The sequence below is a fragment of the Nannocystis sp. RBIL2 genome, assembly GCF_026626745.1.
Lineage (GTDB): Bacteria > Myxococcota_A > Polyangia > Nannocystales > Nannocystaceae > Nannocystis.
Genome location: NZ_JAPNJW010000001.1, coordinates 1,443,789 through 1,455,599, shown reverse-complemented (window position 1 = coordinate 1,455,599; position 11,811 = coordinate 1,443,789). Strand labels below are relative to the sequence as shown.

Annotated in this window: 10 protein-coding genes; 6 read left to right on the top strand and 4 right to left on the bottom strand. The window is 72.2% G+C overall.

What is annotated here, in order from left to right:
* The first annotated feature begins 38 nt into the window (after window positions 1-38).
* Both OV090_RS05720 and OV090_RS05715 read left to right on the top strand, forming a co-directional pair.
* Window positions 39-878, top strand: coding sequence for a hypothetical protein (locus tag OV090_RS05720; RefSeq protein ID WP_267702459.1), 840 nt, complete (start codon window positions 39-41; stop codon window positions 876-878).
* A gap of 458 nt (window positions 879-1,336) precedes the next feature.
* Window positions 1,337-3,016 carry a serine/threonine-protein kinase gene (locus OV090_RS05715; protein ID WP_267702458.1) on the top strand — a complete coding sequence of 560 codons (1,680 nt, stop codon included), beginning with the start codon at window positions 1,337-1,339 and terminating at the stop codon, window positions 3,014-3,016.
* A 3-nt stretch (window positions 3,017-3,019) separates the two neighbouring features.
* On the opposite strand, the gene OV090_RS05710 is transcribed toward OV090_RS05715, so the two are convergent.
* Both OV090_RS05710 and OV090_RS05705 read right to left on the bottom strand, forming a co-directional pair.
* Window positions 3,020-3,412, bottom strand: coding sequence for a DoxX family protein (locus OV090_RS05710; RefSeq protein ID WP_267702457.1), 393 nt, complete (start codon window positions 3,410-3,412; stop codon window positions 3,020-3,022).
* A 55-nt stretch (window positions 3,413-3,467) separates the two neighbouring features.
* Complete coding sequence (locus tag OV090_RS05705) at window positions 3,468-3,842, bottom strand: YciI family protein (protein ID WP_267702456.1); 375 nt, start codon at window positions 3,840-3,842, stop codon at window positions 3,468-3,470.
* 280 nt (window positions 3,843-4,122) lie between these two features.
* Between OV090_RS05705 and OV090_RS05700 the strand changes: the two genes are divergently transcribed.
* A complete protein-coding gene (locus OV090_RS05700; protein ID WP_267702455.1) occupies window positions 4,123-5,316 on the top strand; it encodes an ankyrin repeat domain-containing protein in 1,194 nt (397 codons plus the stop codon).
* Window positions 5,317-5,383: 67 nt separating this feature from the next.
* Here the strand turns inward: OV090_RS05700 and OV090_RS05695 are convergent, their stop codons facing one another.
* Window positions 5,384-6,127, bottom strand: coding sequence for a hypothetical protein (locus OV090_RS05695; protein ID WP_267702454.1), 744 nt, complete (start codon window positions 6,125-6,127; stop codon window positions 5,384-5,386).
* A 419-nt stretch (window positions 6,128-6,546) separates the two neighbouring features.
* Here OV090_RS05695 and OV090_RS05690 point away from each other — a divergent pair, with 419 nt between their 5' ends.
* From OV090_RS05690 to OV090_RS05680, 3 genes are read left to right on the top strand one after another with little or no spacing between them, the layout of a single operon-like run.
* A complete protein-coding gene (locus tag OV090_RS05690; RefSeq protein ID WP_267702453.1) occupies window positions 6,547-8,226 on the top strand; it encodes a DUF1592 domain-containing protein in 1,680 nt (559 codons plus the stop codon).
* Window positions 8,227-8,236: 10 nt separating this feature from the next.
* The gene (locus OV090_RS05685) at window positions 8,237-9,580 is read left to right on the top strand and encodes a DUF1552 domain-containing protein (protein ID WP_267702452.1); all 1,344 of its coding nucleotides are present in this window, start codon (window positions 8,237-8,239) and stop codon (window positions 9,578-9,580) included.
* Between the two features lie 45 nt (window positions 9,581-9,625).
* On the top strand, window positions 9,626-10,534 hold the full coding sequence (locus OV090_RS05680; protein ID WP_267702451.1) for a hypothetical protein: 909 nt from the start codon (window positions 9,626-9,628) through the stop codon (window positions 10,532-10,534).
* A 15-nt stretch (window positions 10,535-10,549) separates the two neighbouring features.
* Here OV090_RS05680 and OV090_RS05675 read toward each other — a convergent pair whose 3' ends face one another.
* Window positions 10,550-11,776: an MFS transporter gene (locus OV090_RS05675; RefSeq protein WP_267702450.1), complete on the bottom strand. Its 1,227-nt coding sequence runs from the start codon at window positions 11,774-11,776 to the stop codon at window positions 10,550-10,552.
* Between the last annotated feature and the right edge of the window lie 35 nt (window positions 11,777-11,811).

Sequence of the window (11,811 nt, the reverse complement as noted above, 5' to 3'; positions counted from 1 at the left end):
TCGGGCACCCGGAGGAGACGAGGAGGCGAGGAATCGACATGAACCACTTCGCTTACGCCCCCCGGATCCTGCCCCTCGTGCTCGCGCTGGCCGCGTGCGAGCTGCCGACCAAGCTCGGCAACCTGAGCGCGACCGACTCCACCGGTGATCAGGCCGGCACCACTGCCGACGGGACGGACGGTGACACCAGCGCGGGCACCACCGGCGCGACGACCGACGCGACGACCGCGGCGACGACCGACGCGACGACCGAGACCTGGCAGACGGCGACCACGATGTTCGACCCGTCCGAGACGACGTCGGCCGAGACGACTGTGACCCCGCAGACCACCGACGGGCCGACGCCGATCGACTGCCTCGAGCTCGGCGAGCAGGACTGCGTGGCCTCCCCCGGCTGCATGGCCTATTACGGCAGCGCCTACGAGTTCCCCGGCTGCTCGTCGGGCCAGCAGTTCCTCGGCTGCACGGAGGAGATCGTCTGCGAGCACGACAAGCACACGTTCTGCCGCGAGGGCACCGACGAGGCCTACGAGGTCGTCGCCACGACCTGCGAGCCGCCGGGGTTCGTCCAGTGCGAGCCGCCGGGGGTCGCGTTCTGCGACTCGTGCGGGACGCTCGACGAGGCCGCGTGCCTGGCCGAACCCTCCGAGTGCCAGCCGATCTACGGCGCGCCGCACATCCAGACGAACGGGGACGTGTGCGCCGACTACACCGCGATGGAGTTCCTGATCTGCCAGGCCAACGGCGGCGCCTGCCCGCCCTTCATCCCGGTGGTCTGCGACCCCGACGAGCCCGACCAGGCCTACGACTCGCCGTCGGGCTGCATCCCGGCTGGCTGGATCGAGTGCGGCGAGATGGGCGTGTCGGGCTGCGATTGACGTGACCCCGGGGCGCGGGCCGCGTGGCCGCGGGTGAGGCTGTCCCGAGGGACAGGCGATGGGACATGTCAATCCGGGCGGGAGGGTGATCGACCGACGATCGCCTGTCCCGAGAGACAGAGCGGCCGGCAGGCGTCCGCGGCGCGCTCGAGCGTTCCTGTCCCGAGAGACATGTCGCCGCCCGGCGAGCCGAGCGCCGCGGGCGGCGCGATCCTGTCCCGCGAGACAGGTAAGCGCACCGGGCGAGCGTTCGCCCGGGGCGGGCGATCTTCGCCCTGCGGCTCCGCGCGGGCGCCTGCGCGGCGTGCGCTCGGCGACGCGGGGGCGCCCGAGGCCGGCAGAGGGGGTCGCCGGGGAACGCCCGGGGAGACGCCGCGGCCCGGCCGCGACAGGCGCGCTCCGGTTCGCCCCCGGGCGCGAGCCGGCCCGCTGGCGCCTGTGATACGTTGCGGCTCCCGATGAACGCCGAATCGGCAGGGGCGCACCTCGAAGCATGTCCGTTCTGCGGCGCGGACCACGACGAGGCGACGCTGCGCTGTCCGGCCACGGACATGGTGCTGCCGTTCGAGGGCCGCATGCTGGCGGGCAAGTTCCGCCTCGTCAGCGAGCTCGGGCGCGGCGGCATGGGGGCGGTGTGGCGGGGCCGCAACGTCCACGTCGACCGCGAGGTGGCGCTCAAGCTGATCCTGCCGGAGGCGCTGAAGAACAAAGAGATCGTGGCCCGCTTCCAGAACGAGGCGCGGGTGGCCGCGCGGATCGGGCACCCGGGGATCTGCGACATCCTCGACCTCGAGACGAGCGCGCTCGGCCCCGTGATCGTGATGGAGCTGCTGCGCGGGGAGAACCTCGGCCAGCGGATCGCCCGCGAGGGCCAGCTGGCGCCGACGGTCGCGGTGGCGCTGATCCGCGAGGCCCTCCACGCGCTCGACGCGGCCCACCGCGCCGGCATCATCCACCGCGATCTCAAGCCGGAGAACCTGTTCATCCATCAGCCCGACACCGGCCCCGCGGTGGTCAAGCTGATGGACTTCGGGATCTCCAAGTTCATCGACCGCGACGGGGCCCTCACCGGCAGCGGCGTGCTCATGGGCACGCCCGAGTACATGGCGCCGGAGCAGATCAACGGGGCCGTGTACGCCGACGCTCGCACCGACATCTGGGCGATCGGCGCGGTGCTCTACAAGGCGATCACCGGCGTCGACCCGTTCACCGCGGCGTCGGTGCCCGCGACGCTGATCGCGATCATCACCGCCGAGCCCGAGCCGGTCGACGCGCGCGTGCCCGGGGTGCCGAGCGGGCTGTCGGCGGTGCTCCTGCGCTGCCTGGCCAAAAAGCCAGACGAGCGGTTCCAGACCGCCAAGGAGCTGGCCGACGCGCTGCAGCCGTTCGAGACCCCGGCCGCGGCGGTCTCCTCGCGCGCGGCGGTCTCCTCGCACGCGGCAGTGTTCGCGCCGACGGTCGCGCTGTCGTTGCCGCCGCCGCCGCCGCCGTCGCCGTCGCGCTGGCCGGCGCGGCTCATGGGCCTCGCGGTGCTCGGCGCCGCCGGGTTTGCGGCCTGGTGGTACGTCGGCCGCGGCCCCGACGCGCCGCCGATCGAGCTGCCGACGATCGTGTCCGAGGCGCTCCGCACCGTCGATCCCGCGCCCGCGCCCACGCCCGACCCGACGGCAGGCGGCGCGGTGGCGACGCCGCCGTCGCAGCCGGTCGTGGTGCCGCCGACGCCTGTCCCCGAGGACAGGGTCGAAGAGCCAGCCCCGAGCGCGACCACCGGCGAGGAGCCGGCGCCCGCGACGGGAGGGACGACGGCCCCGCCGCCGGCCGAGGCGCCGCAGCTGATCGCGGCGGGTGACCTGGTGACGCCGGCGGCCCTCGCCAAGGCCGGCAATCAGCACTGGGCCAAGGAGTACTGCGCGGCCCTCGACAAGAACAAGTACCTCGGCATCGCCCGCTGGAAGCTCGCCAACCCCAACGAGGCCAAGAGCTTCGCCAAGGTCGCGGGCATCAAGCCGGGCGGCTACTGGACCACGGCGGCCCACCGCGGTCGCGCGCTGGTGGTGTGGCTGCCGAAGGGCAGCCAGACGTCGGTGCGCGTGACGACCAAGGCCGCGCGCCCGCTGTGCGTGGCGCCCAAGCCGTGACGCTCACCGCGGGCGCGGGTGGCGGAGCGGGAACAGGGCGAGCAGACGCTCGTCGCGCAGCAGCATGCCGAGCCACACGATCACGCCGAACCCGATCGTGAAGCCGAACGACGAGCCGTGGACGACGTGGACGGCAGTGGCGCCGCCGAGGTAGCCGGTGAGGAGCACCGCGCCGAGCACCGCGGTGCGCGGGACGGCGAACAGGACGGCGCACGCGGCCTCGAGGCTGCCGAGGGCGAACAGGGTGTCGGGCGGAAAGCCGAGCGCGGCCGAAGCGGTCACGACCGGCTCGGGCTGGAAGAACTTGGCGACGGCGTCGGCGAGGAGGAACAGCACCGGCAGGGCGCTGATGATGGCGCCGGCGCGGGCGCGCTTCTTGGCGGACGAGGTCTGCATGACAGGTCTCCTGGGAATGTGGGGTGGGGGTCTCGTGAATGAGGGGAGTCGGTGATCAGGCGTCGTGCGGCCCGAACATCTGGCGGATCTCGCACTCGCCGGTGTAGGCGTCGCCGAGCACGCGGGTGTGCAGCTGCATGAAGCGCCGGCCGAGCTCGACCGCCTCCTCCTTGGTGCGCGTCTGCACGATGGCGAAGCCGCCGATGATCTCCTTGGCCTCGGTGAACGGGCCGTCGGTCACGGTCAGCTTGCCCTCCGCGGCCCGGATCTTGGTGCCCATCGCGGTCGGCGCGAGGCCGCCGGTGTCGAGCAGGACGCCGGCCCGCATGGTCTCCTCGATGAACTTGCCCATCTCCTCGACCAGCGCGGGGCTCGGGGGGACGCCTTCCTCGTAGCTCCGATCGGCCTTCATCATCATCATGAATCGCATGAGTCGATACCTTTCGTGGCCGGCGCCGCCGCCCGGTGGCGTCGTCTTGTCCGGCCCTCATGACCACGTCGAACGAGGCCGGCGCGGATCGACACGCGCCGGCGATTTTTTCGATATTTTTGTAAATGGTGAAGATGACTGACGTTCTCGCGGTGCGAGGGCGCGGGAGCGCGGGTGAGCGGAGGTGCTGCTCGCGCGCCGACGATCTGTCTCGAAGGCCAGGTGGTGCGCGGGTCCGCGGCTTGTCGCGGCGGGTGAACCGGGCGATCCTCCGCCGGTCATGACTGCCAGCCACGAGGAGTCACCGGGGACCGCGCTGTTCGAGGCCATCCAGCGCGGCGAGCTCGACGCCGCGGTCGCGCAGGTGCAGGCCGACCCGACGCTGATCCACGCGCGTGACCCGGCGCTCGGCAGCACGCCGCTGATCTTCGCGGCCCACCGCGGTCAGCTGCCGGTGGTCGCCGCGCTGCTGCAGGCCGGCGCCGACGTCCACGCGCGCGAGGCGGCCAGCGACACCACTGCGCTGCACTGGGCGGCCGAGATGGGCATCGCCGCGGTGGCCGAGCTGCTGCTCGCGCACGGGGCCGCGCTCGAGCACCGCGATCAGTGGTTCCGCCTGACGCCGCTGGGCTGGGCCCTGGTGGTGCGCTGGGCCCCGCAAGGCCACCAGGACCGGCCGGCGGTGGCGCGCCTGCTGCGGGCCGCCGGGGCCCGCGAGGACATCTTCACCGCGCTGCCGTCGGGGCTCGGGGCGATCCGGGCGGTCGCGGAGGCCGACCCCGGGGCGGTGGCGCAGCGCATGGGCTTCGTGTCGGCCAGCATGACCGCGCTGCACCTCTCGGTCGCGCGCGGGCTCAAGAACTCGCTGACGCTGCTGGTCGAGCTCGGCGCCGACGTCCACGCGCACACCGACGACGGCCTGACGCCGCTGGCGCTGGCGCTGGCGCGCGGCGACGCGGCCCAGGTCGAGCTGCTGCGCGGGCTCGGGGCCCGCGAGGACGTGGCGACTGCCCTGGTCACGGGCGACCTGGCGACGATGGCGGCGCGGCTGCGCGAGGAGCCGCAGCCGCCGGCGCTGCTGGCGGCGTGGTTGGCGCTGACGGCCAAGAACGGGCGCGTCGAGGCGTTGGGGCCGCTCTTGCGCGGCGGGGCCGCGGTCGACGCTCGCACGCGCCGGCTGCTCGGCGAGACGACTGCCGAGGTGACCGCGCTGCACCTCGCGGCCCGCGAGGGCCACGCGGCCGCGGTCGAGAGCCTGCTGGCCGCCGGCGCCGCGGTCGACGGCCTCGCCGGCCCCGGGCTGCCGACGCCCCTGCACGTGGCCGCGGGCAACGGCCACGTCGAAGTAGTCCGCGCGCTGCTGGCCCGCGGGGCCGATGTCACCGCGCAAGAGGCGGTCTACGGGGCGACGCCGCTGGAGTGGGCCGAGTTCAACGCGCAGGCCGAGGTCGCGGTACTGCTGGCTGGCGCTTAGAGCATGTCCTCATGAGCATGCTCGATCGGGCATGTCCTCGGGGGCATGCTCTTTCGAGCATGCGCGCTCAGCCGCCGTACTTGGCGAGGCAGGCGGCGTGGCTCAGCTTGGGCGCGCGGATCGCCCCGCCGGCCAGGCGCTCGCCGTCCGGGTCGAGGTACACCCGCGCGCCGCCGCCGCGCCCGTGGCAGGCGACGTGGACGTTGAACACGAACGCCCCGTCGGTCTCGGCCTGGAACCAGTGGACGTTGTCGCGGCGGTCCGACACGGACGAGTGATCGCCGGGCGCGAACTCGCGGTCGATCGTCGGGCGGATGACGTAGTGAGCGGCGTGTGTCTCGAGCCGATCGTAGTGGCGCCCGCGCCAGCGGCCCGCGAGCACGATGAAGGCGGTGCACAGGTCCTCGTGGCCGTGGGGGACGATCGCGCGGCCGCGGCGGCAGCCGAACACGCGCTGGCCGAAGCCGAGCCGCGGGGCGCCGGCCAGCGCGGCGAGGTCGACGTCGACGCTGCGAGCGCCTGTGTCCGGCAGCGAGGTCCAGGCCGCCAGCGCGTCGAGGTCGACCGCGGCGTACAGGTCGGCGAGGTCGACGCGGGCGCACAGGTCGTCGAGCAGCCCCTGGAACTCGCGCTCTCCGAGCTGGCGGCCGCGCAGCGCCCGGGTCATCTCGGACAGGTCCCGGAGCCAGGCGCCGAGCGCCGGCCGCAGCGGGCCTGCGACGACGTCGCGTGACCCCAGAAGCTGCGCCAGGCCGACGGTGGCGAGCGCGGCGAGGGCCTGGCCGGAGAGGGCGCGACGGGTGACGGGCATGCGGGGCCTGCCGCGAGTATAGCGGGCGCTCGCTGGCGGTGCAGGCGTCGGCCACGGCGCTCGGCGTCGAGGCTGGCGAGGCGGCGGTCCGCGCAAGCGCGCGTGCGAGCGCCTCCGGGGGATCGACCGACGCCGGATCTTCCGTCCGGTGCGTCTCTCGCGGCTGCTGTCATGATTCGCGGCAGCGAATGATCACAGTCGATGAGCCGCGACGGCGGCACGCATCTGCCGACCCGACGAGGTTCACGCGCTGGCGATATCGACGCACTCGCCGCTCGCGGCTCGCCGGTGGCGCGGCCGCCAGGCGTGAAGCACCGACGAAGGGGCAGATCGGGCCACTCGTGGTGCGCCGGGAGCGGAGTGATCCGGTCGACCTTTCGCGTCGCTCGCCCGGCGAAGTTCGTTCATAGCAACCTGCGATGACGCGGTCGATCCTTGAGGCGATCACTGTCGCATCGTGTCTCACCTTGCTCGCGTGTCCGGCGAATGAGGTCACGGACTCGAGCGGCGACGAGGAGACGAGCACCGGCCTGCCCATCGCCGGCAGCGACGGGGCTCCGGAAGATTCCCCCTTCGAGCCCGTCCCCGGCGGCCTGCGTCGCCTGCTGCGCCACCAGTACGTCGGCTCGATCCGCTACCTCCTCGGCGACGAGGCGGCGGCTGCGGCTGCGCCCCCCGAGGACTATCCGCTGCACGGATTCGACGCCATCGGCGCGGCGGAGCTGGCGCTGCAGGCGAGCGCGATCGAGCAATGCGAGACGTCGGCGCGGGCGGTCGCGATTGCCGCCGTGGCCCACCGCGAGCGGCTCGGGGTCTTCGCGCCGTGCGTGAATGTCGCTACCTCCGATTCGAGCTGTTACGCCGGGGTCGCCGCCGATTTCGGGCGCCTGGCCTGGCGCCGGCCCCTGGCGGACGACGAGGTCGCGACTCTGGTGCGGATCGCCGAGGACGCGCGCGCCTGGGGCGATTCGTTCGCGGTCGGCCTCGAATACGAATTGATGGCGCTGCTGCAATCGCCGCACTTCATCTATTTGAGCGAGCTCGGCGAGCCCGACGCGGACGCGCCGGAGCGGCGGCGACTCACCGGCCTCGAGCTGGCGGCCCGCATGTCGTTCTTCCTGCTCGGGCGCACGCCCGACGCCGAGCTGCTGGCCGCCGCCGAGGCGGGCGAGCTCGAGAGCGAGGCTCAGGTGCGGGCCGCGGCGACGGAGATGCTCGCGCGCCCGGAGGCCCGCGCGACCCTGACGAACTTCTACAGCGAGCTGTTCCTGCTGCGCGACCTGCCGACGATCGCCAAGAGCGCCGCGCTGTTCCCCCAATTCTCGCCGGAGCTGGCCGCATCGATGGCCCAGGAGACCCTGCATTTGATCGAAGAGATCGTGTGGGAGCAGGACGGCGACATCCGCGGCCTCATCGACAGCGACTACACCTTCGTCGACGCCGCGCTGGCCGGGCTGTACGGCGTGCCGGCGCCGGAGGGGCCCAACTTCCACGCGGTCGCGCTGCCGGAGGCGCAGGGGCGCGCCGGACTGCTCGGTCAGGCCAGCTTCTTGGCCCGCTTCGCCCACCCGGCGTTGACCTCACCGACGCGCCGCGGTCAGTTCATTCGCACCCGCCTGCTGTGCGACATCATCTTGCCGCCGCCGCCCGGGGTCGACACGCACCTGCCGCCCGACGACCCCGACAAGCCGCAGACGATGAAGGACAAGCTGCAAAAGCACATGAGCGACGACGGCTGCGCCGGCTGTCACCGCTCGATGGACCCGCTCGGCCTCACTCTGGAGAATTACGACGCGCTCGGCCGCTACCGCACCACCGACAACGGCCTGCCGATCGACGCCGCCGCCGCCACCGACGACCTCGGCGAATTCGCCGGCGCGCGCGAGCTGGCCGCCGTTTTGACCGCCGACCCGCGCACCGCGGCCTGCGTGATCAAGAACTTCGTGCGCGGCGGCCTCGGCCACCTCGAGACCTTCGGCGAGCTGGCGGAGCTGGATGTCCTGCAGGACAGGTTCGTCGCCGGCGGCCACCGAATCCAGGGCCTGCTCGTCGACCTCGTCGCCAGCCCGCTGTTCCGCGCCGTCGCGGACCCTCGCTAGGAGCCCCGCCATGTCTCGTCGCCCCCTCGCTCGTCGCACCTTCCTGCGCGGCGCGGCCCAGGCCGTGGTCGCCCTGCCGCTGCTCGAAGCCATGCTCAACGACCACGGCACCGCGCTCGCCGACGACACGCCGCTGCCGACCCGCTTCATGACGTGGTTCTTCGGCAACGGCGTGCTGCTGCCGCGCTTCGAGCCGGTCGCCACCGGCCCGAACTACCCGCTGAGCGAGCAGCTGGCGCCGCTGGCCGACGTGCGCGAGTACGTGACAGTGCTGACCGGGCTGCAGAACCGCTGCGAGCAGATCATCACCCACCACGAGGGCATGACCGCCTTCAACGGCTACACGATGGTCGAGATCGACGGCCTGTTCTCGAAGGCGGGCGGGCCGACGATCGACCAGCAGGTCGCCGCGGTCATCGGCGACAGCACCCCGATCGCCTCGGTCCACCTCGGGATCTCCAAGCACGTCAGCATCATGGACTCCGGCACGACGATGTTCGCCCTGTCGCACAAGGGCCCCAACGAGCCGCAGTACCCGAGGTTCGACCCGCAGGAGGTGTGGGCCGAGCTGTTCGGCGCGTTCGTGCCGCGGCCCGACGATCGCGCGCTGCGGACCAGCATCCTCGACGCGGTCCGCGACGACGTCGCTCGCCTGCGCAGGCGCATCGGCAAGCACGACAATCAGCGCCTCGACGCCCACCTCGACGGCGTCGCCGCGCTGGAGAAGAAGATCACCGCAGCCGCCCCGCTGTGCAGCTTGCCGGCCATGCCGGGCCAGGCCAACGTCGACGTCGACGGGGTCGAGCCGATCACCGCGGTCAACGACGCGATGAGCGACCTGCTGGTGTACGCGTTCGCCTGCGACATCACCCGCGTGGCCAGCTGCCTGTTCATCGGCGGCGCCGCCGAGACCGTGTTCGCGGAGATCGGCCAGACGGCAGGGCACCACTTCCACACCCACGATGCGGGCGCGCAGGACCTGGTCCACGAAGGGGTGGTCTACATCATGGAGCGCTTTGCCGATCTGCTGCGCAAGTTCAAGGCCTGGCAGGACATCGACGGCAAGAACCTGCTCGACAGCTCGATCATCTACTGCAGCTCCGACTGCTCCGAGGGCATCTCGCACAGCATCGCCCGCCAGCCGATCCTGCTCGCCGGCCACGGCCGCGAGCAGCTCGTCCACCCCGGCATCCACTACCAGGTGACGCCGTACCCGTTCAGCGACGGCAACATGTCCGACGTCCTGCTGACCTGCTTGCGGGCGTTCGATCCGTCGACCGAGTCGGTCGGCGCCGGGGCGCCCATGTCGACCACGCCGCTGCGAGAGATCGCCGGCAAGGCGTTTCAGGGCTGACGCGGCGGCCTTGCTCGCCGAGGCGGCGCCGGGCATCTTGTCGGCGTGCGGTTCTCTCGCGTATTTCTATTCGCCACCACCACACTCGCGCTCGCCTGCAAGGACGACTCCGATCCGCTGGCGACCGCAGGGCCGATCACTGCCTCTTCGAGCGACCCCTCCGCGGGCTCCAATCCTTCGGGCCTCGACCCCACGAGCGAGGGCTCCAGCGGCAGCGGATCGAGTGGAGGCGATCCGACCGGCGGCGAGCCGACCGGCGGCGAGACCGGCGAGATGTCCGGCACGCCTTACGAATGGTGCCAGCGCTATCTCGCCTGTCTCGCGGTCATCGAGCCGAACGAGCTGCCCGGGGCCCTGGCGGGGTTCGGCAAGGACTCGGACTGCTGGACCGGGTCGGCGAGCGACGCGGAGCTGTGCCAGACGGCGTGCGTCACGGGGCTCGAGCAATACCATCCGGCGGTGCCGGACGAGCCTGCGTGCTTCCGCTGCAACGACGACAGCGAGTGCGATCCGGCCGATGATGCGTCGTGCATCGATCACGGGTGCATTCCCGCCTGCGGCAACGGGGAGATCGAGCTAGACGAGGTCTGCGAGCTCAGCATCGCGTGCGAAGATTGCAAGACCGGCGTCGCCTGCAGCCCGTACACCGGCGTGGGCTGCGAGGTCGGATACAAGTGCGTGTTCTCCGAGTTCGGCGACAACGTCGAATGCGTGGCGGGGAAGGACACCGACGGCGGCGTCGGCGAGGTCTGCGAGGACGGCGAGGGCTGCGGCAAAGGCCTCTACTGCCTGTACAGCGGCGCCTTCATCGACTTCGAGTGCGCCGGCGAGTATTGCTGCGCGCCCTATTGCAACCTCACCGGCCCCGACACCTGTCCCGAGGGCGCCGACTGCCAGGAGCTCCTCGGCAACAGTGTCCCACAGCTCGATTACGTGGGGCTCTGCACCTGGTGAGTCGTTCGCGGCCGACTAGCCGCCCGTCAACCGATCGCGCTCGGCCAGCGCCGGGAACCACTTCATCCACAGCAGCACGCACACCAGAGTGCCGACGCCGCCGAACACGATCGACGGCACCAGGCCCATCCACGCCGCGGTGACGCCGGAGCGGAACTCGCCCAATTGATTGGAGGCGCCGATGAACAGGTAGTTCACGGCGTTGACGCGGCCGCGGTACGCGTCGGGCGTCTCGAGCTGGACCAGCGACGCGCGGATGACCACGCTAAGCATGTCGGCCGCGCCGAGCACCAGCAGCGCGATCATCGACAGCGCGAACGACGTCGACAGGCCGAGGACGATCGTCGCCAGGCCGAACACCGCCACCCCGGCGAACATCACCCGGCCGGCCTGGCGCTCGATCGGTCGCCGCGCCAGCCAGAACGAGATCGCCAGCGCCCCCGCGGCCGGGGCCGAGCGCATGAAGCCGAGGCCGATCGGGCCGGTGTGGACGAGGTCGCGGGCGATGATCGGCAAGATCGCAGTGGCCCCGCCGAGCAGCACCGCGAACAGGTCGAGCGAGATGGCGCCGAACACCACGGGTTGGCTGCGGATGTAGCGGATGCCGGCGAACACCGACTTCGCCTCCGGTTCGTCGGTGACCGCGATCGTCGGCGCCGGCGGGCGGCGGATCACGCCGAGCAGCGCGACCGAGGCCGCGAACAACAGCCCGCCGACGGCGTACACCGCCCCCGGCCCGGCGAGGTAGATGAAGCCGCCGAGCGCGGGCCCGAGGATGACCGCAGACTGGGTCGCCGCGCTGGTGACGCTGACCGCCTGCGGCAGCTCGGCCGGGGGCACCAGCACCGGCAGCAACGCGCTGAGCGACGGGGCTGCGAACGCCTTGCCGATCCCGAGCACGAACACGCCGATGAAGATGCCGGTGACGTCGAGCCAGCCCTGAAAGCAGCCGAGCGCGAGCACCAGCGCGACCAGGCCCTCGAGCACGTGCCCGGCCTGGACCACGCGCCGGCGGTCGAACTTGTCGGCGACCTGGCCGGCGACCAGCACCAGCAGCACCGCCGGCATGAACCCCGCGAGGCCGACGTAGCCGAGCGCGAGGGCGCTGTCGGTGAGCTCGTAGACCTGCCAGCCGACCGCGACGGCCAGCATCTGGAAGGCCATCATCGAGCACAGGCGCACGCACCAGTACAGCGCGACGTCGCGGTTGGCGAAGATCGGGGTGGACGGGGGGGCCGTCATGGCGGTCGCTGCGGAGGGGATGATCGGGCCGATCG

Bases quoted from the DNA above. Each gene is read 5' to 3' on its own strand.
- OV090_RS05720 (WP_267702459.1), top strand. From the start codon at position 39: ATGAACCACTTCGCTTACGCCCCCCGGATCCTGCCCCTCGTGCTCGCG.
- OV090_RS05715 (WP_267702458.1), top strand. From the start codon at position 1,337: ATGAACGCCGAATCGGCAGGGGCGCACCTCGAAGCATGTCCGTTCTGC.
- OV090_RS05710 (WP_267702457.1), bottom strand. From the start codon at position 3,412: ATGCAGACCTCGTCCGCCAAGAAGCGCGCCCGCGCCGGCGCCATCATC.
- OV090_RS05705 (WP_267702456.1), bottom strand. From the start codon at position 3,842: ATGCGATTCATGATGATGATGAAGGCCGATCGGAGCTACGAGGAAGGC.
- OV090_RS05700 (WP_267702455.1), top strand. From the start codon at position 4,123: ATGACTGCCAGCCACGAGGAGTCACCGGGGACCGCGCTGTTCGAGGCC.
- OV090_RS05695 (WP_267702454.1), bottom strand. From the start codon at position 6,127: ATGCCCGTCACCCGTCGCGCCCTCTCCGGCCAGGCCCTCGCCGCGCTC.
- OV090_RS05690 (WP_267702453.1), top strand. From the start codon at position 6,547: ATGACGCGGTCGATCCTTGAGGCGATCACTGTCGCATCGTGTCTCACC.
- OV090_RS05685 (WP_267702452.1), top strand. From the start codon at position 8,237: ATGTCTCGTCGCCCCCTCGCTCGTCGCACCTTCCTGCGCGGCGCGGCC.
- OV090_RS05675 (WP_267702450.1), bottom strand. From the start codon at position 11,776: ATGACGGCCCCCCCGTCCACCCCGATCTTCGCCAACCGCGACGTCGCG.